The 26,917-nt window shown below is 41.6% G+C and carries 24 protein-coding genes and 1 pseudogene; 5 read left to right on the forward strand and 20 right to left on the reverse strand.

The genetic code is table 11. The features are described from left to right. Window positions 1-65: 65 nt before the first annotated feature. From ytpR to JOC31_RS07670, 3 genes are read right to left on the reverse strand one after another with little or no spacing between them, the layout of a single operon-like run. Window positions 66-692: a YtpR family tRNA-binding protein gene (gene ytpR / locus JOC31_RS07660; RefSeq protein ID WP_205017574.1), complete on the reverse strand. Its 627-nt coding sequence runs from the start codon at window positions 690-692 to the stop codon at window positions 66-68. Window positions 693-710: 18 nt separating this feature from the next. Further along, complete coding sequence (locus JOC31_RS07665) at window positions 711-1,028, reverse strand: thioredoxin family protein (RefSeq protein WP_205017575.1); 318 nt, start codon at window positions 1,026-1,028, stop codon at window positions 711-713. After that, on the reverse strand, window positions 1,021-1,308 hold the full coding sequence (locus JOC31_RS07670) for a DUF4651 domain-containing protein (RefSeq protein ID WP_205017576.1): 288 nt from the start codon (window positions 1,306-1,308) through the stop codon (window positions 1,021-1,023). The genes JOC31_RS07665 and JOC31_RS07670 overlap by 8 nt, the downstream gene beginning before the upstream one ends. A 71-nt stretch (window positions 1,309-1,379) precedes the next feature. Between JOC31_RS07670 and pepA the strand changes: the two genes are divergently transcribed. From pepA to JOC31_RS07685, 3 genes are all read left to right on the forward strand, one after another. After that, window positions 1,380-2,447 (forward strand): glutamyl aminopeptidase, encoded by a 1,068-nt coding sequence (gene pepA, locus JOC31_RS07675; protein WP_205017577.1) that lies wholly within the window; start codon window positions 1,380-1,382, stop codon window positions 2,445-2,447. Window positions 2,448-2,455: 8 nt separating this feature from the next. Continuing rightward, window positions 2,456-3,226, forward strand: coding sequence for a pyrroline-5-carboxylate reductase (proC, locus tag JOC31_RS07680; RefSeq protein WP_205017578.1), 771 nt, complete (start codon window positions 2,456-2,458; stop codon window positions 3,224-3,226). 81 nt (window positions 3,227-3,307) lie between these two features. Beyond that, window positions 3,308-3,925: a PepSY domain-containing protein gene (locus tag JOC31_RS07685; protein ID WP_205017579.1), complete on the forward strand. Its 618-nt coding sequence runs from the start codon at window positions 3,308-3,310 to the stop codon at window positions 3,923-3,925. 50 nt (window positions 3,926-3,975) lie between these two features. On the opposite strand, the gene JOC31_RS07690 is transcribed toward JOC31_RS07685, so the two are convergent. The 4 genes from JOC31_RS07690 to JOC31_RS07705 all read right to left on the reverse strand — a co-directional run bounded on the left by JOC31_RS07690 (window position 3,976) and on the right by JOC31_RS07705 (window position 7,829). Then, window positions 3,976-4,668, reverse strand: coding sequence for an ABC transporter permease (locus JOC31_RS07690; protein WP_205017580.1), 693 nt, complete (start codon window positions 4,666-4,668; stop codon window positions 3,976-3,978). Next, window positions 4,658-5,497, reverse strand: coding sequence for an ABC transporter ATP-binding protein (locus JOC31_RS07695; protein WP_205017581.1), 840 nt, complete (start codon window positions 5,495-5,497; stop codon window positions 4,658-4,660). The genes JOC31_RS07690 and JOC31_RS07695 overlap by 11 nt, the downstream gene beginning before the upstream one ends. Window positions 5,498-5,572: 75 nt before the next feature. Continuing rightward, entirely contained in the window at window positions 5,573-6,469 is an 897-nt protein-coding gene (locus tag JOC31_RS07700; RefSeq protein ID WP_205017582.1) for a helix-turn-helix domain-containing protein, read from the reverse strand. 169 nt (window positions 6,470-6,638) lie between these two features. After that, window positions 6,639-7,829, reverse strand: coding sequence for an acetate kinase (locus tag JOC31_RS07705; protein WP_205017583.1), 1,191 nt, complete (start codon window positions 7,827-7,829; stop codon window positions 6,639-6,641). A 291-nt stretch (window positions 7,830-8,120) separates the two neighbouring features. Between JOC31_RS07705 and JOC31_RS07710 the strand changes: the two are divergent. Then, window positions 8,121-8,744, forward strand: a pseudogene (locus tag JOC31_RS07710) (DDE-type integrase/transposase/recombinase); the annotation flags it as partial. 141 nt (window positions 8,745-8,885) lie between these two features. Here JOC31_RS07710 and JOC31_RS07715 read toward each other — a convergent pair. From JOC31_RS07715 to pbp1b, 13 genes are all read right to left on the reverse strand, one after another. Beyond that, the gene (locus JOC31_RS07715; protein ID WP_205017584.1) at window positions 8,886-10,076 is read right to left on the reverse strand and encodes an acetate kinase; all 1,191 of its coding nucleotides are present in this window, start codon (window positions 10,074-10,076) and stop codon (window positions 8,886-8,888) included. 51 nt (window positions 10,077-10,127) lie between these two features. Next, window positions 10,128-11,087, reverse strand: coding sequence for a class I SAM-dependent methyltransferase (locus tag JOC31_RS07720; protein WP_205017585.1), 960 nt, complete (start codon window positions 11,085-11,087; stop codon window positions 10,128-10,130). 68 nt (window positions 11,088-11,155) lie between these two features. Continuing rightward, entirely contained in the window at window positions 11,156-11,569 is a 414-nt protein-coding gene (comGG, locus tag JOC31_RS07725) for a competence type IV pilus minor pilin ComGG (protein ID WP_205017586.1), read from the reverse strand. Next, window positions 11,547-11,987 (reverse strand): competence type IV pilus minor pilin ComGF, encoded by a 441-nt coding sequence (gene comGF, locus JOC31_RS07730; RefSeq protein WP_205017587.1) that lies wholly within the window; start codon window positions 11,985-11,987, stop codon window positions 11,547-11,549. The genes comGG and comGF overlap by 23 nt, the downstream gene beginning before the upstream one ends. Beyond that, a complete protein-coding gene (gene comGE / locus JOC31_RS07735) occupies window positions 11,971-12,264 on the reverse strand; it encodes a competence type IV pilus minor pilin ComGE (RefSeq protein WP_205017588.1) in 294 nt (97 codons plus the stop codon). Before comGE ends, comGF begins: the two co-directional genes overlap by 17 nt. Further along, window positions 12,236-12,667, reverse strand: a complete 432-nt coding sequence (gene comGD, locus JOC31_RS09970; protein WP_205017589.1) for a competence type IV pilus minor pilin ComGD — start codon at window positions 12,665-12,667, stop codon at window positions 12,236-12,238. The genes comGE and comGD overlap by 29 nt, the downstream gene beginning before the upstream one ends. Continuing rightward, a complete protein-coding gene (gene comGC / locus JOC31_RS07745) occupies window positions 12,624-12,953 on the reverse strand; it encodes a competence type IV pilus major pilin ComGC (RefSeq protein WP_205017590.1) in 330 nt (109 codons plus the stop codon). The genes comGD and comGC overlap by 44 nt, the downstream gene beginning before the upstream one ends. Next, window positions 12,950-14,038 carry a competence type IV pilus assembly protein ComGB gene (gene comGB / locus JOC31_RS07750; protein WP_239551721.1) on the reverse strand — a complete coding sequence of 363 codons (1,089 nt, stop codon included), beginning with the start codon at window positions 14,036-14,038 and terminating at the stop codon, window positions 12,950-12,952. The genes comGC and comGB overlap by 4 nt, the downstream gene beginning before the upstream one ends. Next, the gene (gene comGA, locus JOC31_RS07755) at window positions 13,920-14,864 is read right to left on the reverse strand and encodes a competence type IV pilus ATPase ComGA (RefSeq protein ID WP_205017591.1); all 945 of its coding nucleotides are present in this window, start codon (window positions 14,862-14,864) and stop codon (window positions 13,920-13,922) included. Before comGA ends, comGB begins: the two co-directional genes overlap by 119 nt. A gap of 67 nt (window positions 14,865-14,931) precedes the next feature. Further along, on the reverse strand, window positions 14,932-15,294 hold the full coding sequence (locus tag JOC31_RS07760; RefSeq protein ID WP_205017592.1) for a DUF1033 family protein: 363 nt from the start codon (window positions 15,292-15,294) through the stop codon (window positions 14,932-14,934). A gap of 152 nt (window positions 15,295-15,446) precedes the next feature. Continuing rightward, window positions 15,447-19,091 (reverse strand): DNA-directed RNA polymerase subunit beta', encoded by a 3,645-nt coding sequence (gene rpoC / locus JOC31_RS07765; protein ID WP_205017593.1) that lies wholly within the window; start codon window positions 19,089-19,091, stop codon window positions 15,447-15,449. Window positions 19,092-19,247: 156 nt separating this feature from the next. Continuing rightward, window positions 19,248-22,820 carry a DNA-directed RNA polymerase subunit beta gene (rpoB, locus tag JOC31_RS07770; RefSeq protein WP_205017594.1) on the reverse strand — a complete coding sequence of 1,191 codons (3,573 nt, stop codon included), beginning with the start codon at window positions 22,818-22,820 and terminating at the stop codon, window positions 19,248-19,250. Window positions 22,821-23,080: 260 nt separating this feature from the next. After that, the gene (gene pbp1b / locus JOC31_RS07775; protein ID WP_205017595.1) at window positions 23,081-25,378 is read right to left on the reverse strand and encodes a penicillin-binding protein PBP1B; all 2,298 of its coding nucleotides are present in this window, start codon (window positions 25,376-25,378) and stop codon (window positions 23,081-23,083) included. 108 nt (window positions 25,379-25,486) lie between these two features. Between pbp1b and tyrS the strand changes: the two genes are divergently transcribed. Then, window positions 25,487-26,743, forward strand: a complete 1,257-nt coding sequence (gene tyrS, locus JOC31_RS07780) for a tyrosine--tRNA ligase (RefSeq protein ID WP_205017596.1) — start codon at window positions 25,487-25,489, stop codon at window positions 26,741-26,743. The last annotated feature ends 174 nt before the right edge of the window (window positions 26,744-26,917 follow it).

A 26,917-nucleotide genomic window follows, 5' to 3' on the forward strand; every position in this document is an offset into this window, starting at 1 on the left:
TCTCATCGCTTTAAACATGCAAAAAGAGAGAACCAATCTGATTCTCTCTCGCTGCTGATTATAAGTCAACCCACTACAGTTGACAAAGAGCCAAAGCTTTCGCCGACAGTGACATCGTCAGCAAGTTCAATGATGCCACGCACTTGAGGAGCATTTGGCAATTCCAATTCACGTGCTGAACAAAGCATGCCAAAGCTATCTTCGCCACGAAGTTTTCCTGGGAAGATCAGGCTGCCGCTTGGCATCATGGCACCTGGAAGAGCGGCAACCGTTTTGAGACCTTGAGCCGCATTTGGAGCTCCGCAAACAATTTGAACACGTTGCCCGTCATTGATTTCAACCTGACAGATGTGGAGGTGATCGCTGTCTGGGTGGTCAACCATTTCGACAATCTCAGCCACAACAAATTTAGGACTCTTGTCATTCTCAAGGCTGGCTTCAAAACCTTCTTTGACAAGCTCAGCATTCAAAGTTGCCACTTGTTCATCTGTCAAAAAGACTTGACCATTTCCCTCAATATCAATCAAGCTTGATACTTCAAAGATATTCCAAGCCAAAGTTTCACCTGTCTCATCAAGGTAAACACGACCAACCTTTCCCTTACGCTCAACTGAACGCTTAACATCCTTAGTATCTTGGAAAATCACCATCAAGACATCACCGACATGTTCTTTATTGTATGCAAAAATCATTTTTTTCTTTCCTCTATCTTATGTTAAATTTGCTAAAAATGCGTTAATCTCATCCTTGGTCTTGCGCAGCTTATTGACCAGACGCCCAACTTCGCGACCATTTTCAGTCACAACAAGGCTAGGAATTCCAAATACATTCCACTGCTGAGCCAAGTCCATATGCTGGTCACGGTCCACCTGAACAAAAGTAAAGTCAGGATTCGCTGCCTCAATTTCTGGCAAGAAAGGGTAGATGTACTGACAATCCCCACACCAGTCAGCAGTGAAAAGAAAGACTGTTTTTCCCTCTGCCGTCACATGGCCTGCCAAATCCTCTAAACTCTGGTTTTTAATCATGGTTAACCTCCCTCGAGAGAATCTCTCCCTCATAATAGGTGAACTCAAACTGTCTGCCATCTTCCATAACAACACCTCCAGTTGTTGCCTCGTCAGACTTGTCGTAAGTATTGACATAGACCACTTGGATGTCTCCTTTTTGTGAAAAATAGCTGCGCAACTGAGCCATCATGTCTTCTTGCTTATGATCTTCCCTGAGACGATGACGCTCTTTTGTCAAAGCTAAAAGGCCAACTACCGATACCGCCGTCGCCAAGAAGATGAGATTTTTTCGTTTCATAACCTTTATTTTACCATAAAGCGTGCTAAAATATAAGGGATAGTAAACCCAAGAAGAGAAAGGATGTCCACATGACCCTATTATTCGATAACATCAAAGAAATCACAGAACTAAAAGCCACATCAGGCTTCGAAGCACCTGTGCGTGACTACCTCCGCCAAAAAATCACTCCCTTGGTAGACAAGGTCGAGACAGACGGACTAGGCGGCATTTTCGGTATTCGCCAACATCAAGACACTGATGCACCTAAGATTATGGTCGCCGCCCACATGGATGAGGTTGGCTTTATGATCAGCGACATCAAGGCTGACGGTACTTTTCGTGTGGTTGAGCTCGGTGGTTGGAATCCGCTTGTGGTTAGCTCACAGCGTTTCACCCTCCACACACGTGACGGTCGTGTCTATCCTGTTATCTCTGGATCTGTCCCTCCTCACTTCCTACGCGGAGCAAATGGCGGAGCTAGCCTGCCACAAGTCTCTGACATCGTCTTTGACGCAGGATTTGCTAGCAAAGAAGAAGCCAACAGCTTTGGTGTCTTTCCTGGTGACACCATCATTCCAGAATCTGAGACTATCCTAACAGCCAACCAAAAAAATGTCATCTCAAAGGCTTGGGACAACCGCTACGGCGTCCTCATGGTTGCAGAACTCTTGAAAAATATTCAAAATGAAAAACTTGGACACACCTTGATTGCTGGTGCCAATGTCCAAGAAGAGGTCGGTCTGCGTGGCGCTCATGTCTCAACGACCAAGTTTGACCCAGAGCTTTTCTTTGCTGTTGATTGCTCACCTGCTGGTGACATCTATGGCGGTCAAGGTGCTATCGGAGACGGTACGCTCATTCGCTTCTACGACCCAGGTCACATCATGTTGCCAAACATGAAGGACTTCCTCCTCACAACTGCTGAAGAAGCTGGCATCAAGTACCAATACTATGCTGCCAAAGGCGGAACTGATGCTGGTGCTGCCCACCTTAAAAACGGCGGTGTCCCATCAACCACTATCGGTGTGTGTGCCCGTTACATCCACTCTCACCAGACCCTTTATGCTATGGATGACTTCCTTGAAGCCCAAGCCTTCCTACAAGCCATCGTCAAACGCCTCGACCGTTCAACTGTTGACTTGATCAAAAACTACTAGGAGACCTTATGAAAATTGGATTTATCGGTGTAGGGAAAATGGCTAGCGCCATCATCACTGGTTTGAAAAAGACAGAGCACGACATCATCGTCTCAGGTTCGACACCTGCACGCTCTCAAGAAATCGCAGAACAACTCGGTGTCACAGCCAGCTCATCACACCAAGACTTGATTGACCAAGCTGACCTCGTTATCCTTGGTATCAAGCCTCAGATGTTTGAGAAAGTTTTATCAGACCTCACTTTCAAGCAACCTATCATGAGTATGGCTGCTGGTGTGACCTTAGAACGGCTTGCCAGTCTGACAAGCCCTGACCTACCACTCATTCGCATCATGCCCAACCTCAATGCTCAAATTCTCAAAAGTTCAACTGCCCTTTGTGCTAATGACAAGGTGACTGCGGAGCTTTTTGCCACTGCCAAGACTATCACAGATAGCTTTGGAACGAGTTTTGAGATTGCTGAGAAAGACTTTGACACCTTTACAGCCCTCGCTGGCTCAAGCCCTGCCTACATCTACCTCTTCATCGAGGCTATGGCAAAGGCTGGCGTCAAGAACGGCTTGACCAAGGCACAGTCGCTTGAGATTGTCAGCCAAACCGTCCTAGCTAGCGCTGAGAATCTACTAGCAGGTGAGGACAGCCCTCATGATCTGATTGACAAGATTTGTAGTCCTGGAGGGACAACCATCGCTGGTCTCATGGACTTAGAGCGTACAGGTCTTACTCATTCGGTCAGCTCTGCCATTGACACAACTATCCAAAAAGCCAAAGAACTTTAAAGCATTTGCCACACTTTTTCCTAACATTTTATATACATTTTAGATATAATAAATGTATATTTAAATGATTGGAGTAATCTTATGACAAAGAAAATGACGAGAATCATTCTTGGAGCCATCCTTACTCTGGTTCTCATATCTGGACTTGCCTTCTATGCTTACAAGACCGTAGGCTACACGCTATCCAGTCAAGAAGCTAAGCAAATCGCCCTCAATAATGCCGGTGTCAACGAATCAGACCTTCTCTTTAGCCGACTCGAAAAAGACAGAGACGGTTTAAAGGCAACCTATGACTTTAGTTTCCAAACAGCTAATGCCTCATACGACTACACTATCAATGCCTCTACAGGAGACATCTTAGAGCGCGATCAAGAAACAAGCTCAGGGGCATCACATAACAACACGCCGAGCTCTGCCTCTACTTCAAGTAGCACCACTGCCAATAGCAGCAACTCAGCTAATACCAATACAAGTAGCGCAGCTATTTCTCCAGAAGAAGCTAAAGCAATCGCCTTAAAAGACGCTAAACTAGATGAGACTGGCACCCTCAATCTAAGTGTTCAATACGACATTGATGACACCGTCCCTGTCTATGACGTCGAATTCATCGATAGCAAGGCTCAAGTCGAATACGATTATAAAATCAGTGCCCAAACAGGCGACATCATCGAACGCTCACAAGATACAGCGAACGATTGAATCATAAAAAATGATTGACAATGAATACCTTGTCAATCATTTTTAGGTTACTAAACCAAGTAACGATTACGTCTATAGGCAAAGACAGTCACAATACCCACAAGAATAACCCACACTATCAAAGCATAAAAACTCGTATCAGTTAGAGAATACGCTCCTACTTTACTGAAATAGCGCGTTGTCGCCCCATAGAAAGACCAGTCTAGAATGACCTTTACTAGCCGACTCTGATCAGCTAAGATGGGGAGAAAGGTAGCTAAAAAGTAGAGGCTGATACTAAATAGGGTAGCCTGTGTTTGTGACTTTGTTAGAAAAACAATTAAAAGGTTGATCAAAACAAAGAACACCACTGTCAGGCAAACAACAGGTAAAAAGGTCAACCAGTCCATCGATTTAATCTGGAAGATAAAAGGAAGTAATACCACCTCTAAAACTGCAAATAGCACTGGAAAGAGGATGGCTGATATAATATAGTCACCTTCTTTGACACCAGATAAAATCAAGGTTTTTAAGTTTTTCTTTTCCTTTTCTTCCGAAATCATCATAGCCAAAAAAGAACCTGCTGTCAGACTGTAAATACTGCTCACTCCAGTTCCCATATAAAGAACATTCGTCTCACTGTTTCCAACTATCGTCAGCAATGAAAGGTAAATAATAGGCGATATGGCTAAAAAGAGAAGAAATTTATTGCTCATTAAAAATTGCCAACGTAACCAAATCAAACTTTTTACTTTACTTGTCATGCCATTTTTCCCCCGTTAATGCAATAAAAATCGCTTCTAAACTTGGCTCAAGCGTGTGCATACTCACCACATCTGCACTCAAATAATCTCCCAAATCTTCTGTCAAAATAAGTTTTTCACTGCCATCTTTATAACGAATATGAGTATGGGGATCTGTATGATACTTATCAATAATTGATTGAGGACTTCCATACTCCAAAATCTTCCCCTTGTTTAGAAGGGAAATCTTATCACACAACTTTGTTGCCTCTTGCATATTATGTGTCGTTAGGAAAATAGCACAGCCTTTTTCTTTAAGCTCCATTAAAAGCTCGTGTACCTTTTGAGACAGGGTAGGATCCATACCAGATGTTGGTTCGTCAAGGAATACAATATCTGGTTCATGAAGAATAGCACGAATTAGAAGTAATCTCTGCTTCATTCCTGTTGAAATCTTCTTCATTTTTTTCTTTCTGTCATCATAAAGATTCAACTTTTTGAGCAATTGATCTACTCTTTTCAGTGGAATATCATGAAAACGTGCAAAAAAGACAAGATTATGATAGACTGTCATATTTTCATAAAAACCAACCGTATCACTCATGATTCCTAGTTTCATTAAATCCTCTGAATGAAGTTGTTTGGGATTTTTTCCTAGAATCTCTGCATTCCCTTCATCAGGTGATAATTGATTGGTCAAAATATTAATCGTTGTCGTCTTACCAGCACCCGAAGGTCCTAGAAAACCAAAAATTTCACCCTTTTTAACCTCAAAAGAGACTTGCTCAAGAGCAACGGTATCTTTAAATTTCTTTGAAAGTTTATCAACCTTTATCTGAATATCAGACATAGCTATTCTCCATTTCACTAAAATTAAAATTATTATAGCACTTGATTTGCCGAAGTAAAGAGACATTCTTGTCCTTTAGCCAAGGTCGCTTGTCATCTCCATTTTAAGGTTTTTGATAAGGACCGAATCGCCAATTTGCTCTGCCAGTATTATCGCCCTCTGGTAGAGCTCTTTGGTTTTTTTTCTGTCCTGATGAGAGAGATAATATTTTGCTTCAAAGCATAAAATACCAGGTGTATAAGCATAGAGTAGTGTCTTGCTCACAATATCATGTAACCTGTTAATTATCTCTAAAAGTACCTCTAACTCACCATGTAAATAATAAGCACCGAGACTCGTAACAAGAGCTGATAGCAGACCAATATTATAATTATCATCTACTGATACCTCCTGCTTTAAAAGGTATTTTTTAAAATGATCTAATTTTGCTTTTTGATAGTTCAAATCCTGACATTGCAATGCAAAATAATCAATGATATGTAAATCATTTAAAGTATAGACTTTCTTTCTCATAACTTGATTAAGATAGTCTCCATAAATCTCCTCAATAAGTAAATCCTCTCCCGTTTCTGCCAGATTTAAAAATCGCTCTATAATGTCCAATGTCAAAAGCTCCTCTTCTGGAAGAAAATTATAATAACGATTATAGAGACCATCTATAAGGACTTTCTTAGCTTCTATCCTCTCCCTATCTGCATAAGTCGGTGTCCTTACCAACTGATACTTAACTTTAATATAATCTTCAGGTAGCTCTAGACTAGTATCACCTATTAGATCGGATACTTCTACACCCAGCCTTAGAGAGATAAATTGAAGTTTGATAAGTGTTGGCAATGATTGTCCCAACTCTATGCGCATCAATTGTTTACTTGTCAACTCTTCCTCAGTTTGACAAAATTCTGCTCTAGTTAATCCTTGTTTTTCTCTGAGTTTCCTAATCCGTTCCCCCAACTGTTGTTTTAGATTTTCCATTTATAGCTCCTTTGATGTCTATAAAACTAACAATAAAAATATGACACTAGTTTAACAATTTTCAAATCTGTTTTCAAATAAAATTATTAATAATTATACATCAAATCAAAAAAGCTGACTGATTTCTCAGCCAACTTTCCTGGTCTTATCATAATATTGTGATAACAAATTAAGCTTTTAGTCTTTCCACATCACGAGCGATCACCAATTCTTCATCGGTTGGGATAACAAGAACCTTAACCTTAGAATCTGGTGCTGAAATGTCACCTGTGTAGCCGAAAACATTCTTTTCTGGATCAAGCTTCATTCCAAACCAAGTCAGACCTTCGATCACATCACGACGCATGAGCCATCCGTTTTCTCCCATACCTGCTGTGAAAACAATAGCATCCGCTCCATTTAAGACAGCTAGATATTGACCAATAAATTTTTTGATGCGATCAATGAAGACATTATAGGCAAGAACAGCATCTGGATTTTGCTTTTGCAAGCCATCCTCAATATCACGCATGTCGCTAGAGATGCCAGAGACTCCAAGTAAACCTGACTCTTTATTGAGCATATTGACAACAGCAGCTGCATCATCAAACTCAGGAGCATGTTCAATCAAATAAGGAATGATAGCTGGATCAATATCGCCAGAACGTGTTCCCATCATTGGACCTGCAAGTGGGGTAAATCCCATTGAGGTGTCCTTAGACTCCCCATGGTAGTTAGCTGTGATAGACACACCATTTCCAATATGAGCCGTAATGAGCTTAAGTTCCTCCAAAGGGCGTCCCAAGAGTTTAGCTGCCTCTTGTGCGACATACTGGTGACTTGTTCCATGAGCCCCATACTTACGAATTTGGTAGTCTGTATAGTACTTACGTGGAATCGGATACAAGTAAGCATAATCATTAAGCGTTGTATGAAAGGCGGTATCAAACACCGCAACACTTGTAATATCAGGTAATAACTCCTTAAAGGCACGAATACCTGCTGCATTAGCTGGATTGTGAAGGGGGGCAAGAGCAGACAACTCTTCAATCTTAGCTAGTGCTTCATCGTCAATTAGAACAGACGCTTTAAAAGCCTCCCCACCTGCAACAACACGATGACCAACTCCTGTAATTTCATCATAGGAAGTAATCAACTCAAATCTGATGAGGTCGTCTAAAAGAATCTTGACTGCCTGTACATGATCTGCGATATCAAGCGTCTGACTCTCTTTACACTCACCAAATTTAACTGTTGATACTGAATCTTTCAAACCGATACGTTCAATTAATCCTTTGGCAAGAACTACTTCTTCTGGCATCTCATATAGTTGCCATTTTAAACTTGAGCTACCTGCGTTAATTGCAATTGTTTTTGACATAAGCTACCTCTCTGTAAGCGTTTTCTAGTTGTGATAACTATTATATCAAAAAACACCTCAAAATGCACTAGTCTATCAAAAATACCACGACAATCGCATGAAAGATTTTTAGCAAGAAAGCAAAGCTTTTTGTATTTCAATTTTCGGCTTTTTCAAAAATACGTTTTATTATTGAGCTGTTTTGCTATAGGAAAAGCATTGAGAGTATCTACTTTAAACTGTACTATAATTCGGAAATAACTGTTTCATGCATTTGTCCTGCAAAAATACTAACCAACAATTGTAACGCTACCCTGCTCTCTCTTTCGCATCTTGAGAAAACTGGAGTTCTTCAAATCCCCTAAAACAAAGCAAAAAACTTATGTACCGAAACCATATGACACGCCAACTAAACTCGGTATCAAGTGGCAGATGGATGTCAAATACGTACCAACTCACTGCTACACTGGTCAGTTACCTGATAAATTCTACCAGTATACCATCATTGACGAGGCCAGCCGAGAACGCTTTATCTATCCATTCAAGGAACAATCTTCTCATTCAACTGTTCAGTTTGTTCACATGGCCATTAAACACTTTGGATACAAACCCAAAATTATTCAAACGGATAATGGTTTTGAGTTTACCCATTTCAAGGAGACTAAACAAGTACACCCACTTGACCTACTTTGTCAGGAATTAGATAGTGAACACAAGTTGATTCGACCACGAACGCCTATACATAATGGAAAGGTAGAACGCAGTCATCGAAATGACAATAGACGTTTCTACCAAAACTTATCTTTCTACTCCTATGAAGACCTCATCAAGCAGATGAAGAAATACCTGGATCATTCCAATAGACTACCTATGCAAACTTTAGGCTGGCAATCTCCTATCGATATCAGAAAAGCTTTATTAGGAGCTAGCTCCTAATAAAGCTTAACAAATGGTTATCTTCAAAGTTACGTTTTTGGTCTCACATCATTGACAAAGGTACACTATCAAAAATACTAACCAACAATTTTTTAAACGCAAAACTGAGATCGTCAGCTGTACGACCTCAGTTCGTTTTCTTTATTTTTTCAAACGTTCAACGTCACGCGCAATCACCAACTCTTCGTCTGTTGGGATCACCAAGACTTTCACTTTTGAGTCTACTGTTGTGATGTCACCTGTGTAACCAAAAACATTCTTCTCTGGATCAATTTCCATGCCAAACCATGATAGACCTGCTATCACATCGCGTCGAAGCGCAACCGCATTCTCACCAATACCCGCTGTGAAGACAAGAGCATCTGCACCATTAAGGACAGCAAAGTACTGACCGATATATTTTTGGATACGGTCAACAAACATCTTGTAAGCAACAATAGCATCAGCATCGCCATTTTCTACACCAGCAAGAATATCACGCATATCGCTTGAGATACCTGATACACCAGCAAGACCTGATTGTTTGTTGAGGACATTGATAACAGCGGCAGCATCCGTCAATTCTGGATCATGCTCGATAAGATATGGAATGATAGCTGGATCAATATCACCAGAACGTGTTCCCATCATTGGACCAGCAAGCGGTGTGAAGCCCATTGATGTGTCTTTTGATTCACCATGATAGTTAGCTGTGATTGATACCCCGTTACCGATGTGAGCAGTAATCAACTTCACTTGATCAAGTGGTTTACCCAACAATTTAGCGGCTTCGCTCGCAACATATTGGTGGCTTGTTCCGTGAGCACCGTACTTACGAACTTGATGCTCAGTGTAATACTTACGTGGAATTGGATATAAGTAAGTGTAATCGTTCATCGTTGTGTGGAAGGCGGTATCAAAAACAGCAACACTTGTGATTTCTGGGAGCAACTCCTTGAAGGCACGGATACCAGCTGCATTGGCTGGATTGTGAAGGGGTGCAAGAGCAGACAATTCTTCAATCTGAGCCAAGACATCACCCTCGATAAGAACAGACTCCTTAAAGATCTCACCACCCGCAACGACACGGTGACCAACTCCTGTGATCTCATCATAGGCTGCAATGATTTCAAAACGAATCAAGTCATCAAGAAGAATCTTAACAGCTTGAACATGATCTTTAATATCGAGAACTTGCTCCTCTTTACGACCATCAAATTTTACTGTTGATACCGAATCTTTCAATCCGATACGCTCGATCAAACCAGCAGCAAGAACTTGCTCTTCTGGCATGTTGTAAAGTTGCCATTTTAAGCTGGAACTACCAGCATTGATTGCAATTGTTTTTGACATAAGTACACCTCTCTGCAAACGTTTTCTGTAACACACACTATTATATCAAAATTAGTTACATTTGCTATCATTATGTTTCCAATTTTTGAAATTTTCCATAAACTCTAGAAGAACATCACGATTTTGAATATCTGACAAGGGATAAACAAAGGTTTCAGGAGCTTGTAAGGACTGTTTTTTCAAAACAAAAATAGATTTTGCCTGCGCTTTATTCCCAAAAAGCGTTTCAGGTAAGGTAATAACCGCTAAAATATCAGCATAACCTTGCAACCACGCTTTCAACAAATGACTCTGTGGACTGGTTAACAGATTGGTTGGAGCTAGCAAGATAGCAATTCCGTCTTGTTTTAAATATTTGAGTGATTGTTCCATCAAAAGATGGTGGGCATAGGTATGCTCATCTGTCGCAGCCACTTGGTAACGCTTGGCGATGTCATCATTGGGATAATAGCCTACTGGTAAATCACTAATAATCACATCACTCTCTTTAAGAATATGTGGTCGAACCGCATCTTCTTGAACAAAGTGGGCTTTTGACCCCATCACCTCAGCGATCGATGCTGACAGGTCAATCAAAAGGTCATCGACCTCAATTCCCATATAATCCAGAGTCTTAGCACTGTTATTAAGGATAGTCTCTGCCAGATTACCTGTACCACTTCCAATTTCAAGAACATCCAATTCCTGACTATCTGTTAAATTTTCAAGTAAGAATAGAATGATAAAACCAATTGCATCAGGAGTAAACTGATGATTAAACTGTAACTTCTCTGTCTGAGCCGCCTTGATAAAGACGAACTGGAATGTTCGACGCCACTCTTCTTGTGTCAACTCAAGAGCTGCCAACCTTTGATTATTTGCCGCAACTGCTTCAGGTGCTCCTTCAGCACCTAGATAAAAACTATTTTGTTCTATCAAAGCATCATAGAGATTGGTCTTGATTTGATTTTCAATCAACTGGATATTTTCTAAAATCAGCTCATAAGCTGTTTCAATATGTTCAAAATTCATGATTTCCTCCGCACCCTATCATATCAAAAAATGATGGCTTTTAAAAGTTTGGAGGCAGAAATGGCAGACTAAGACGGCTTTTCATCAGAAGCAGTGGTTTTCTGATCTTGATTTGTAGAGGGAGCTGATTGATCCGATACTTTCTTAGGCTTTTCTGAGTCAGATTGCTCCTCTTTGGACTCTTGAGGGAAACGAAACTGATAGTTTTTATCTCTCAGATTTACAGTGAGTGCTAGCTGCTTACCATCTTTTTGATAATGAACGCTACCTCCTTCTATGACCAACCGTCCTTCTGACTGCTCTGCTATTTGACGGGTCATAAGAGCTGCAAGATAAGCTTTTTGACTGAGCAACTGCTCCTGTGCCAGTTTACTTTGACTAGTCACTCGGGCAATATAAAACTGTAAGAGTAAGGTGAAAACAGCTGCCATGAGAAGGCTGTAAAGGAGGACGCCTGCTCTAAGTCGCATTCTTAAAAGCATAAATAAAGGTCCTTTCTAAACCATTTTTAAAAGTTAGCTTAATCTGAACACGCCTAGCATCCCCTGTGATAGTCGTCTTAGACAAACCGAACACCATAGGCTGGTAACCTCTTCCGTCAGCATTGGTCTTACGAAAATCATCCGCCTTACTCTGACCGAAAGCTAGCTCTTGATTCCCCTTACGCACATAGAGTTTGTTATCCGATAGCCGCTCAAACGTGGTTTCAGATAACTCTAAACTCAGCTGCTGTCCAAACAAGAGCCAGTCTTCGGTTTCTTGTTTCCTAATCTGCCTGACATCTGCCACCAAGAGCTGAGTCATGGCTTGATAAACCTGAACAGCACCAGCTATAAGGAGCAAAGCAACCAGACACTCCATCAGTGTAAAAGCAGCCAATTGCTTACTTCTTTGAAACATGTAACACTTCCTTACCCTCGTTAAAAATAGCCCAGCTATTAGCCTGTTTGACCACTCTCACCTCATAGCCATTTAAACTTAGTTGGTCCTGACCAGTCTGCAGAGCCTGTCGAGCAACCAGTAGGACTTCCCTATCATGATTGTAGCTGGCTAAGTCTCTTCTCGTGCTATCAATAGCCGACAAGACAAGACTCACAATAAAGGTCAAGAGTCCCAAGGCTGTCAAACTTTCCAATAAGATATAGGCTTTAATCTTCCGTTTTACGATACTTACCACTCCCTAGATACAATTGATAGTAAACCTGCTTATTTGACAACTGAAAGCCCACCTTAGCCAAAGAAGAGTTTCCCCCGTCTTTCGAAAAGACCAGATGAATCGGCTTGCTGATCCTGACACTTTTCGGCAACTCGATGGTCTGTATGTCGCTCTGAATACTATCCTGAGTCACATTGAGGCTAACTTCTCTTTGACCAGCTATACTCAACTGCTGACTTTCACGATAAAGGTGTTCAAAATGGAGCAAAAACAAATTCTCCTCTACTTGACGAAAGCTGGTCCTAACCGAACCAGCCACTACTATTAGTAAAAAAGATACAATCGATAAGGTCAAAAGACTCTCTAGTAATGTAAATGCCCTAGTTGGCAATTTGTGCAGTCTCACCTGTCTTATTCTTCGCATAGTAATCTTGATAAGCTTTCTGTTGTTTAGCAGTGATTTGATCGGCTGAAACTAATTTCGATAAGGTCGCTTCATCATCATGATTTAACTCATAGACTTCTGCCTGACTCTCCACCACCTTGACAACCGCAGCATTTCCCTTATCCTGAATCGCTTCTTTTTGCTTGCTAAGATTTGGAATAAACAAAAGCATCAGCACACTGATAATCAACAAAACCACCAACATTTCCGCAAGGGTAAATCCTTTAGCAGTAGCCTTTTTCAATTTCAATAACCATTTTGTCACGATAAAACCTCCATACTTTGATACATAGGCAAGAGCATTGCCGCATAAATGAGTACAATCATCACAGCAACCAGTAAAAATACCAAGGGCTGGATCAATTGTGTCGCCTGTGTCATTCGAGTGAAGAACCTTTCCCAAGTTTCCTCCGCATAAATTTCTAACTCACTTCCTAATTTTGATTTGACCTCCCCATACTCTATCATCAAACTAAGCTCCCTCAAAAAGAAAGGATAATCCAACACCTTCTCATGAAAGGTCCTACCTGCCAGAAGAGCTGCTTCCATGTCCTCACCTATAGCTTGAAAGAGCTTGGATTTCTGTTCCTGCATCAACCTCACAATAGCCACCAGCTCAACACCCTGCCCAATCAAATTGCCCCATTCACGAGCATAGTAAGCAGTCAAATACAGACGTACTAAATAACCAATAAAGGGCAATCTAGCCAGACGACTATAAAGTAAGACTGGTGATAGACGCCTAGCCAAAACGATTAGAAGCAGACTTGTTATCAGAAGCGTGGCTATCCCAGTAAGAAAAATCATCGGAAAATGATTGATGATTAGACTAGCTGCATTTCCCTTACCATCGAGTTGCGGTAGCAGATAATTTTTTAACCCTAGCATAATCAAGACTAAAAAAGTCAACAGACACAGAGGATAAGTCGCTACTTCAATAACTTTCTTTCTCACGAGACTGAGATGGGCTAAGTAACTTTCTATCTTTTGTAGGCTTTGATGAGTATTGCCATGTACATCTGCCAAGGACAACTGGGTCACCACAGAATCAGAGAAGCCAAGCTGAGACATCATCTCAGGCAAGCCCTGTCCATTTAAGAGGACCTTCCTCATCCTTTGGATATAGCTATCTTCCAGCAGCTGGCTACGTTCTAAAAAGGTTAATATCTCCGTCAGATTGAAACCAGAAGCCATAAGGTTATTAAAGAGTTGAATGACTTTTCTCTGACGTTTAATCGCTAATTTTTTCGCTCTGTGCTTGTTCCCAAGTGAGATGTCCTTCTGCAAAAAGGCTGTTAATTTTGCGATTCCATTCTTCTGCTGAATGGTCTTGGAATTGATTTTGGACAAAGTCAATCACACCCCCTCCCCCAACCAAACGTTGATAGGCAACCCCGCGCAAGCTATTTTCCAACTCTTTTTCACTAATGCCTAGTTCCAACAACCTAGCGTAAACGCCTGGGATACTCTTGGCATGAATCGTTGAAAAAACAGTTGCACCTGTCAAACTAGCCCTGATAACCGCATGAGCAGTTTTGGCATCACGAATCTCACCAATGATAAGCACATCCGGACGATGACGCAGTGACAACTTAATTAAGCTATCATAAGTCATATCGATACTCTCATTCAGTTGTAGCTGCAACATATGATCTTGTTTGATTTCAACAGGATCTTCGATGGTAATAATCTGCTTGTCTGGATAACGTTGCTTGACCAACTCATACATAAGAGTGGTCTTACCGCTACCTACAGGTCCTGAAAAGAGATAAAGCCCACGCTCGTTAACAGCTGTCACAAGTTTCTTAAGATCTTCTTCAAACCAAAATCTTAGCTCCTGCTTTCCCGAGTAGAGCAAGCGAATGACGAGACTCTCATAGCCTCGATAGTCTCCAACCGTCGATAAACGTAAGGAAACCTCTTCTCCTTGAGTATAACTATAGTCACAGGATCCTAACTGGCTACGACGCTTTTCACCAACATTCATTCCTGCGACAAATTTAAAGTGACTAATAAGACTAGCCAAGCGATCAAACTCAAAAACATCACAAAATCTCCTTTCATCTCCAATACGCATGTAAAGCTCATAGCTTCCTTCTTTGGGAATCAAATAAATATCCTGAGCATTTACCTCAACAGCTTTGCCAATAATTTGCTTTGCCAAGTCTTGAACCATAGGACCTCCTCAACTATATTATTCGCTAAAAATCAAAAAAGGCTGGTAAAAACCAACCTTTTTTATCTTATCTTCTCAGTGAACAAGTCGAATGCATACCTTCTGCATTACAACGACTATAGCCTGGACGACGCCACTCACTAGGAATTTCCTGCCAATCAGTCAAAAGCAAAATAGAGTGATACTGCTGCAGGTCCTCATCGCATTCCTCACACCAGCGCTGCTCGTCTTCTGTCCAAAAAGCGCTCATAATAGAACTCTTACTATCAAAGTGAGGATACGTTTCTCTCAAATCCTGCCACAGTTGCTTATAGTATTTTAAAGCATCATAATAATTCTCGAATTCCCGAACAGAAACAATGTCCTCTTTCCAATCCTCCAAGAACCACCAGGGCTCAAAATCTCCAAACATGCTTACTACTTGATACATACGCTTCCTAACTTCCTTTTCTAGACCTTCATTATATAGGAAATTTTGAAATAGTTAAAAATATTTGCTCGAAACATCAAATTATTTTAATAGTCAGAATAATGAGGGATATTACTTAAAAAGAGCTGGATAGCTCCAACTCTCTTTAATGATTATTCTGCATCTGTTGTTACAACTTCTTCAACCACTTCAGCAGTTGTTTCTTCGATCACTTCTACTTCATTGACAGCTTGTGGTTCAATGTTGCGGTAGCGAGCCATACCAGTACCAGCTGGGATGATCTTACCGATGATAACATTTTCTTTAAGACCAAGAAGGTGATCTTTCTTACCACGGATAGCGGCATCTGTAAGAACACGTGTTGTTTCTTGGAATGACGCTGCTGACAAGAATGAGTTTGTTTCAAGAGATGCTTTAGTGATCCCCATAAGGACTGGACGTGATGTCGCAGGAACCCCACCAGAGATAACAATATCTTTATTGGCATCTGTGAAATCAGAAATGTCCATCAATGTACCTGGAAGAAGATCTGTATCACCTGGATCCATAACACGAACTTTACGAAGCATTTGGCGAACCATAACCTCAACGTGTTTATCACCGATTTCTACCCCTTGGCTACGGTAAACTTTTTGAACTTCTGAAAGAAGGTAAGTTTCCACAGAAAGGGTATCACGCACTTCAAGGAGACGTTTAGGTTGGATTGAACCTTCTGTAAGAGCTGCACCACGGTGAACTTCGTCACCAACTTCAACTTTCATACGAGCTGTAAATGGTACAACGTACTCACCCATACCAGTCTTACCTTGAACAAAGACTTTCTTAGTACGCGTTGAAGCATCTTCTTCGATCTCGATAACGGTACCTTTGACCTCTGTAATAACAGCTTCCCCTTTAGGGTTACGTGCTTCAAAGATCTCTTGGATACGAGGAAGACCCTGAGTGATATCGGTATTTGAGGCTACCCCACCCGTGTGGAAGGTACGCATGGTAAGCTGTGTACCAGGTTCCCCGATAGATTGGGCAGCGATTGTACCAACTGCTTCACCAACTTCAACGGCATCACCTGTTGCCAAGTTGATACCATAACAGTGACGACAAACACCGTGACGCGTGTTACATGTAAAGACTGAGCGGATAGTTACTTCTTCAACACCAGCTTTGACAATTTCAGCAGCCTTATCTTCAGTAATCAACTTGTTAGGGCCAATGATTGTCTCACCTGTTTCTGGGTGTTTAACGGATTTCTTAGTGTAACGACCTTGAAGACGTTCTTCGAGAGTTTCTGTAACCTCTTTACCATCTGTGATAGCTGAAATGAGAAGACCACGGTCTGTTCCACAGTCATCTTCACGGATGATAACGTCTTGGGCAACGTCAACCAAACGACGTGTAAGGTAACCTGAGTCGGCTGTCTTAAGGGCTGTATCGGTCATACCTTTACGAGCACCGTGAGTTGAGAAGAACATTTCCAAAACGCTAAGACCTTCACGGAAGTTTGATAGGATAGGCAATTCCATGATACGTCCGTTAGGAGCAGCCATCAAACCACGCATACCGGCAAGCTGTGAGAAGTTAGAGATGTTACCACGAGCTCCTGAGTCCATCATCATAACGATTGGGTTCTTAGGATCTTGTGTTTCAATCAGACGTTTTTCAAGTGCTTCTTTAGCTTCACGCCATGTTGTTGTAACAGCGATGTAACGGTCATCATCTGTCATCAAACCGCGACGGAAGGCTTTATTGATTTCTTCAACACGGTGGTGAGCAGCATCGATAATCTCAGCCTTGTTGTCAATAACTGGGATATCGGCAATACCCACTGTCAAACCAGCAAGTGTTGAATGGTAGTAACCAAGGTCTTTCAAACGGTCAAGGAAGGCAGATGTTTCTGTTGTACGGAGACGTTTGAACGTTTCAGCGATGATATTTCCAAGGTTTTTCTTCTTGAATGGAACATTGATGTCTAATGATTCAATAACTGGTTTGATATCAGTACCTGGTTCCAAGAAGTATTTATCTGGTGTACCTTCTGTCAAGTTAGCGTTAGTAGGTTCTTGCAAGTATGGTAGATCATCAGGGATGACATCATTAAACAAGATTTTACCAACAGTTGTGATCATCACTTTATGACGTTGGTTGTCTTTCCAAGGTTTATTCGGCATGCTATCAACAGCGATACCAACACGTGAGTGCAAGTGAGCATAGCCATTGCGGTAAGCCATAACAGCTTCATCACGGTCTTTAAATACCATACCTTCACCTTCACGACCAGCATCTTCCATTGTAAGATAGTAGTTACCAAGAACCATATCCTGAGATGGAGTTACGACTGGTTTACCGTCTTTAGGGTTAAGGATGTGCTCTGCGGCAAGCATGAGAAGACGAGCTTCTGCTTGTGCTTCTTCTGACAATGGGACGTGGATGGCCATTTGGTCACCATCGAAGTCGGCATTGTAGGCCTCACATACAAGTGGGTGAAGGCGGAGCGCTTTACCATCGATAAGAACAGGTTCGAAGGCTTGGATACCCAAACGGTGAAGGGTAGGGGCGCGGTTAAGAAGAACTGGGTGTTCTTTGATAACCTCTTCAAGAATATCCCAGATACGGTCATCGCCACGTTCGATAAGACGTTTTGCAGCCTTAACGTTTTGCACGATATCACGTGCAACGATTTCACGCATCACAAATGGTTTGAAGAGCTCGATAGCCATTTCACGTGGCACACCACATTGATACATTTTAAGGGTTGGACCAACAGCGATAACGGAACGTCCTGAGAAGTCAACACGTTTACCGAGCAAGTTTTGACGGAAACGACCTTGTTTACCTTTCAGCATGTGGCTGAGAGATTTAAGTGGGCGGCTACCTGGTCCAGTAATTGGACGACCACGACGACCGTTGTCGATAAGCGCATCAACCGCTTCTTGCAACATACGTTTTTCATTTTGCACGATGATTCCTGGAGCATTAAGTTCCAAAAGGCGTGCCAAACGGTTGTTACGGTTGATAACACGACGATAGAGGTCATTCAAGTCAGACGCTGCGAAACGCCCACCATCCAATTGAACCATCGGACGAAGATCTGGTGGGAGAACTGGCAAGATGTTAAGCACCATCCACTCTGGTTTGTTACCAGATTTGTAGAAGGCATCAAGAACGTCCAAACGACGAACAGCTTTGACACGTTTTTGACCAGATGCTGTACGCAATTCTTCTTTCAATTCAGCGATTTCAGCCTCCAAGTCAACACGTTTAAGAAGATCTTGGATAGCTTCGGCACCCATTTTAGCCACAAATGAACCATGTCCATACTCTTGTAATTTTTCACGATATTCACGTTCTGTCAAGAGTGACTTAGGCTCAAGTGGTGTCTCCATAGGGTCAATAACCACATAAGCTGCGAAGTAGATCACTTCCTCAAGAGCACGTGGGCTCATGTCAAGCGTAAGACCCATACGAGATGGAATTCCCTTGAAGTACCAGATATGTGATACAGGAGCTTTCAATTCGATGTGTCCCATACGTTCACGACGAACTTTGGCACGAGTTACCTCAACACCACAGCGGTCACAAACAATACCTTTGTAACGGATACGTTTATATTTACCACACGCACATTCCCAGTCCTTTGTAGGACCAAAGATCACTTCATCAAAAAGTCCTTCACGTTCTGGTTTCAACGTACGGTAGTTGATTGTTTCAGGTTTTTTAACTTCACCATAAGACCATGAGCGGACTTTACTAGGTGAGGCTAATGTGATTTGCATACTTTTAAAACGATTTACGTCAACCACTAGTTTTACCTTTCTTTTTTCTTTTGACAATAGCAGAGCTATCATCAAGAGTTTTATGCTTCAGCTGGATAAAAACGTACCAGTATAAAATACGTTTTCACCTCACTGAATAATGTTGAGTGAGACAATTATGGCGATAGCTTCGCTATCTCACGCTTATTTTTCTTCTGATGTATTTGCAGTAGCAAGTTCTGCAGCTTCTTGTGCTTGTTTTTCACGCGCTTTTTCAAGATCATCAACGTGCATCACATCATCATCTTCACCTTCGTCAAGATCACGAAGTTCTACTTCATTGTCATCTTCGTCAAGGACACGCATATCAAGACCAAGAGATTGCAATTCTTTGACAAGAACTCGGAATGATTCTGGCACACCTGGTTTTGGAATTGGTTTTCCTTTAGTGATGGCTTCATAAGCTTTCAAACGACCAGTGACATCATCTGACTTGTAAGTCAAGATTTCTTGAAGAACGTTTGATGCACCGTAAGCTTCAAGGGCCCAAACCTCCATCTCACCGAAACGTTGTCCACCAAATTGAGCTTTACCTCCAAGTGGTTGTTGAGTAACAAGTGAGTAAGGTCCAACTGAGCGAGCGTGAAGTTTATCATCAACCATGTGGTGAAGTTTGATCATGTACATGACACCAACTGATACACGATTATCAAATGGTTCACCCGTACGACCGTCATAAAGAACTGTCTTAGCATCTGAGTCCATACCAGCTTCTTGTACTGTTGACCAAAGGTCTTCTGAAGAAGCTCCGTCAAAGACTGGTGTTGCAATATGGATACCCAAGTTACGAGCAGCCATACCCAAGTGAAGTTCCATAACCTGACCGATGTTCATACGTGATGGCACCCCAAGAGGGTTCAACATGATATCAACTGGAGTTCCGTCTGGAAGGTAAGGCATGTCTTCAACAGGAACGATACGAGAAACAACCCCTTTGTTTCCGTGACGACCGGCCATCTTATCTCCGACCTTGATCTTACGTTTTTGAGCGATGTAGACGCGAACAAGCATGTTAACACCTGATTGCAATTCATCACCGTTAGCACGTGTAAAGATCTTAACATCGCGAACGATACCATCTCCACCGTGAGGAACACGAAGTGATGTATCACGAACTTCACGTGATTTATCACCGAAGATAGCGTGCAAGAGACGTTCTTCAGCTGAAAGGTCTTTTTCACCCTTAGGTGTTACTTTACCAACAAGGATGTCGCCTTCTTTAACCTCAGCACCGATACGGATAATACCCATTTCGTCAAGGTCTTTGAGGGCTTCTTCACCAACGTTTGGAATTTCACGAGTAATTTCTTCAGGCCCAAGCTTTGTATCACGTGTTTCTGATTCAAATTCTTCCAAGTGAACTGATGTATAAACATCTTCTTTCACAAGACGTTCAGACATGATAACGGCATCCTCGAAGTTGTAACCTTCCCATGTCATGTAGGCAACGATAGGGTTTTGACCAAGGGCCATTTCCCCATTTTCCATAGATGGTCCATCAGCGATGAAGTCACCTTTTTCAATGATATCGCCAACCTTAACGAGTGTACGTTGGTTGTAAGCTGTACCTGAGTTTGAACGACGGAACTTAGTTACTTGGTAAACATCAAGTGAACCATCTTCACGACGAACCTCTACCTTGTCAGCATCTGAGTAAACAACCTTACCATCGTGTTTAGCAATAACAGCGGCACCTGAATCGTGGGCTGCTTGATATTCCATACCAGTACCAACGTAAGGTGCTTTTGGATCGATCAATGGCACAGCCTGACGTTGCATGTTGGCACCCATGAGGGCACGGTTAGAGTCATCGTTTTCCAAGAAAGGAATACATGCTGTCGCTACCGCAACTACCTGTTTTGGAGAAACGTCAACATAGTCAACGATACTTGCAGGGAACTCTTGGTTGTTACCTTGGTGACGACCCATAACGATTTCTTCTGCAAAAGTACCATCTTCATTAAGTTTTGAGTTAGCCTGTGCAACTGTGAATTCATCTTCTTCATCGGCTGTCAACCATTGAATTTCATTGGTAACAACACCAGTAGCACGGTCAACTTTACGATATGGTGTTTGGATGAAACCATATTTGTTCAAGTGACCGAATGATGACAAGTTGTTGATCAAACCGATGTTTGGTCCCTCAGGCGTTTCAATCGGACACATACGACCATAGTGAGTGTAGTGCACGTCACGCACTTCATATCCAGCACGGTCACGTGTCAAACCACCAGGTCCCAAGGCAGACAAACGACGTTTGTGTGACAACTCAGAAAGCGGGTTGTGTTGGTCCATGAACTGTGACAACTGTGATGAACCAAAGAATTCTTTGATTGCAGCTGTAACAGGGCGGATATTGATGATTTGTTGTGGTGTCAAGACTTCATTGTCTTGTACTGACATACGCTCACGAACGTTACGTTCCATACGAGCAAGACCAATACGGAATTGGTTAGCAAGCAATTCACCAACGGCACGAATACGACGGTTACCCAAGTGGTCGATATCGTCTACTTTTCCAAGACCTTCAGCAAGGTTAAGGAAGTAGCTCATCTCAGCCAAGATATCCGCAGTTGTCAATGCACGAACCTTATCATCAGGATTTGCATTACCAACGATTGTTACAACGCGATCTGGATCCGTTGGAGCAACAATCTTGAATTTTTGAAGGATAACAGGTTCAGTAATGACAGCAAAATCATTTGGTGTGTAAACGAACTTGTTAAGGTCACCGTCAAGGTGCTCTGCGATTGAATCAATCACATCACGTGTCATAACAGTGCCTGCTTCAACAAGGATTTCACCTGTTTCAGCATCGATCAAGTTTTCAGCAATTGTTTGGTTAAGAAGACGTGTCTTAACATTCAATTTTTTGTTAACTTTGTAACGACCTACGGCTGCCAAGTCATAGCGACGTGCATCGAAGAAACGAGCAAGCAAGAGGCTACGTGATGAGTCAGCAGTCTTAGGTTCACCTGGACGAAGACGTTCGTAAATTTCTTTAAGCGCTTCGTCTGTACGTGAATCTGATGGGTTTTTGTGGATATCTTTTTCGATAGTGTTACGAACAAGATCGCTATCACCAAAGATATCAACGATTTCATCGTCACCTGAGAAACCAAGAGCACGAACCAAGGTTGTGAATGGAATCTTACGTGTACGGTCGATACGAGTGTAGGCGATGTCTTTTGCATCTGTTTCAAGCTCAAGCCATGCACCACGGTTAGGAATTACAGTTGAACCGTAACCAACTTTACCGTTTTTATCAACCTTATCATTGAAATAAACACCTGGTGAACGCACCAACTGAGAAACGATAATACGCTCTGCACCGTTGATGATAAAGGTACCCATTTCAGTCATGTAAGGAAGATCACCGAAGAAGACCTCTTGTGTTTTGATTTCACCAGTTTCCTTGTTAACCAAACGGAAGGTTACAAAAAGTGGAACTGAATAGTGAGCATCGTGTGCACGCGCTTCTTCAAGTGTGTATTTAGGTTCTTTCAACTCATAACCAACAAACTCAAGCTCCATAGTATCTGTGAAGTTTGAGATAGGAAGTACATCTTCAAAGACTTCCTTAAGACTTGAATCCAAGAAATCTTGGAATGAGTCTGTTTGAATTTCAATCAAATTTGGTAAATCAAGAACTTCTTTGATTCTTGAAAAGCTACGACGTGTACGGTGTTTTCCGTACTGAACTTCATGTCCTGCCAAGTTTTCGCTCCTTTTCTTATTAGGACTTACTTTGTTAAGTAAGTAGCATTAATCATTTGACCTTTTAGCTATTTTCTGAATCTTTAAATGTATGTTACAAAGATCCTTTCTTTAAAAAATAGGCACAAAAAGAGCAGCTAAATCTGACTGATAAAAGCTTGATTTAACTGCTGTTAGTTTTAGTTGGACAATATTTCAACTAAAACAGACGACAAATAGTTAACTATATTATACCTTATTTTTCCTATTTTTGCAAGGTTTTACTTGCCGCTTAGAATTTTTTGCCAAGCGTCTTGATAATCACTATCTGAGCCACCCATCGCAAATTTATAGACCGTATTGCCAGCTCCATTTTTAGCCCAATAACTTGTCGTTGTCTCACCTGAGACTGAGATATTAGAACCATTGACAGAGACCGTCGCCGCTTTAAGACCTGTAGATTTGAGAACGGTTGATTTAATGACACTCGAATCTAGGGAGAATTTATCCGATACCCCTAGCACATCTGGCGCCGCTTGATAAATACTATTAACCAAATTCGCAATATAACGATTGTTATTTGTTCCGGAACTATTAGACATTGGCGAGTTATCATCATGACCAGACCAAGAACCTAGTGTTACTTTTGGCGTTGAAACAACTAACCAAGAATCGACGTAGTTATTAGAAGTCCCTGTCTTGCCGACCCAGTCTGCATTTCCTGCTGTCGCATTCAAACCTGTCAAAACAGACTTAAAGCTAGTCGTTGTTCCCGACTTAATCACACCACGTAGTAATTCTTCCATGATGCTAGCTGTCGCAGCTGAATAGACACGAACAGGAGCTGCTTCATGTTGATAAATAACGTCACCATCACTATCAACAATACTCTCAACCATGTGCCCCTTATTATAAACACCACCGTTTGCCAACGTTTGATAGGCATTAGTCTGTTGGAAGACCGACACATCTATCCCACCACCTAGAGGAAGACTCTCGATATTGTAATCATCAATCGTATAGCCCATCTTAGACATATACGATTTGACATCAACACCTTCATTGAGAAGTTTTTGATAGGTCCAGTAGGCAGGGATGTTCCAAGAAGAATTAAGAGCATCTTGAAGTGTCATCATCCCTGTCCCTTCACTAGTATCATGCATGATTTTTTCACCACTTGAAAAAGTTGCAGGATAGTTAGACAAAATAGATGCCGAACCAAGGAAACCTTGATCAATACCGATACTATAAGCCAAAATCGGCTTGATAGAGGATCCTGGGGAACGGTAAGAATTAAAGGCATGGTTATTCTGGTTTTCATTATAATCACGTCCACCAACAAATCCTAAAATCGCCCCCGTCGAATTGTCCATCAAGACATTCCCCATCTGAACCTGACCCGTCGAATCATCCAAAAGAGAACCATAGTTAGCTGCAGCCGTCTGCATAGCTGCATAGATAGACTTATTGATAGTCGTCTTAATTGTATAGCCACCCGTTTTCAAAGTTTCTTTTGCCAACTGCTGATAAGCCTGCTTCGTCTTATCATTCTTCAAGTCCTGATCAGAAACACCGTCACGCTTGATGAGGTAATCGTACATCAAATCTTGTGCTTCATCAAAAACAGCATAATACAGATAATCATGTGAAGTCGTCTCAGCAACACCTGAACTCAGGAAATCCTGCGTGATGTCATAAGACTTATAGGTATCGTACTCTTCCTTGGTCAAATAAGAGGAACGATACATGTTATAAAGAACAGCCTGCTCCCTCTTAACCCCATAAGATAAATCATCAGCATCCTTAAGGCTACCATCGGAATTATAAGGAGAATAGACAATTGGGCTCTGAGGCAATCCCGCAATGAAAGCAGCCTGAGGAATCGTCAAATCCTTTGCCGAAACCCCAAATATCCCTTGAGCTGCCTCTTCAACACCAGCAATATTCTGCCCTTTATTATTTCTCCCGAACGGAGATACATTGAGATAAGCTGTCAAGATGGCATCCTTATCCATGTACCGCTCAAGAGCCAAGGCATAGATGAGCTCCTTAGCCTTACGCTTAAAAGTCGGATCATCCCCTAGAATCTGTTGCTTGATTAACTGCTGAGTCAAGGTTGACCCACCACTGGTCTCTCCTAGGCCCACTACCGAAGTTAAAAGCGCTCTAAAGACGGCTTTGGGAACAACACCCTTGTGAGTCTCAAAATTTTCATCCTCGGTTGATACAATAGCATGTTTAATGTTTTGAGAAATAGCAGAGCTCTCAACAGGTGTTCTCAATAAGTCTGTATCCAAGTCAGAAATCAAAGAACCATCTGAATAAGACATTTGAGAGACTAAGGTCACCGAATTAACCTGCTTAACCAGGGTTTCTTGACTTGGCACCTTAACATTATCAATCTGACTCCCAAGATAACCGAGACCTATCCCAGCACCTAGCATCATCATTAAAATAAGCAATACATAAACAAAATCAGATAGAAGTTTCAGAGTCCTCATAAAGATACTAACAAAATCCAGAGCATCTAAACGCTGAGCATCTTTATCCTTTTTCTCTTTCTTTCTAAAATTAAACATAAAAATACCTCGAGATTCATTATACCAAACTTTGATAAAGCTTGCACTCGAAGAGCCATTTTTGATATAATAGCCTGTAAACTATGAATTTTATAAAGGAGAAAGCTCGTGAATATTTTCGAAGAACTTAAAGAACGTGGCTTGGTCTTTCAAACGACCGACGAAGAAGCATTAGTAACAGCATTAACAGAAGGGCAAGTATCCTATTACACAGGTTATGACCCAACAGCTGATAGCCTCCACCTTGGACACTTGGTTGCTATCCTAACATCACGTCGCTTGCAACTAGCAGGACATAAACCTTACGCTCTTGTAGGTGGTGCAACTGGCCTTATCGGAGACCCTTCTTTCAAAGATGCAGAGCGTAGCCTTCAAACCAAAGATACCGTTGATGGTTGGGTCACTAAAATCCAAGGTCAACTCTCTCGTTTCCTCGATTTTGAAAACGGCGACAACAAAGCTGAGATGGTCAACAACTACGACTGGTTCGGATCTGTCAGCTTTATCGATTTTCTTCGTGATGTCGGGAAATACTTTACTGTTAACTACATGATGAGTAAAGAATCGGTTAAAAAACGTATCGAAACAGGTATCTCATATACAGAATTCGCCTACCAAATCATGCAAGGCTATGATTTCTACGAACTCAACGATAAACACAACGTTACCCTTCAAATCGGTGGTTCTGACCAATGGGGAAACATGACTGCCGGAACAGAATTGCTCCGCCGCAAAGCAGACAAGACTGGTCACGTCATGACCGTTCCACTGATTACCGACTCAACTGGTAAAAAATTCGGTAAATCAGAAGGAAATGCTGTCTGGTTGGATGCAGACAAGACATCACCATACGAAATGTACCAATTCTGGCTCAACGTTATGGATGATGATGCTGTTCGTTTCCTTAAAATCTTTACCTTCCTCTCACTAGATGAAATCGCTGAAATCGAAAAAGAATTCGACCAAGCTCGTCATGAACGTTTGGCACAGAAAATCTTAGCTCGTGAAGTTGTCACACTCGTTCACGGCGAAGAAGCTTACCAACAAGCCCTTAACATCACAGAGCAGCTCTTTGCTGGAAATATCAAAAATCTTTCTGCCAAAGAACTCAAACAAGGACTCAGTAACGTTCCAAACTACGCTGTCCAATCAGATGACAATCTCAACATCGTTGAACTTCTTGTTTCTTCTAAGATTTCACCATCAAAACGCCAGGCTCGTGAAGATGTCCAAAATGGAGCTATCTACATCAACGGCGAACGTATCCAAGATTTAGATTACACTCTCTCAGAAAGCGATAAAATTGATAACGAATTAACTGTTATCCGTCGTGGTAAGAAAAAATACTTCGTTTTAACTTATTAATCTAGAGTCATTAACCATTTCAAAAACCCTATAATATCTTTAGAGAAAAGTCTTCTTCAGATATTATGGCGTTTTTTTATGGCTCTTTGTCAACTGTAGTGGGTTGACTTATAATCAGCAGCGAGAGAGAATCAGATTGGTTCTCTCTTTTTGCATGTTTAAAGCGATGAGAAT

It is taken from the genome of Streptococcus saliviloxodontae (assembly GCF_016908655.1).
GTDB lineage: Bacteria > Bacillota > Bacilli > Lactobacillales > Streptococcaceae > Streptococcus > Streptococcus saliviloxodontae.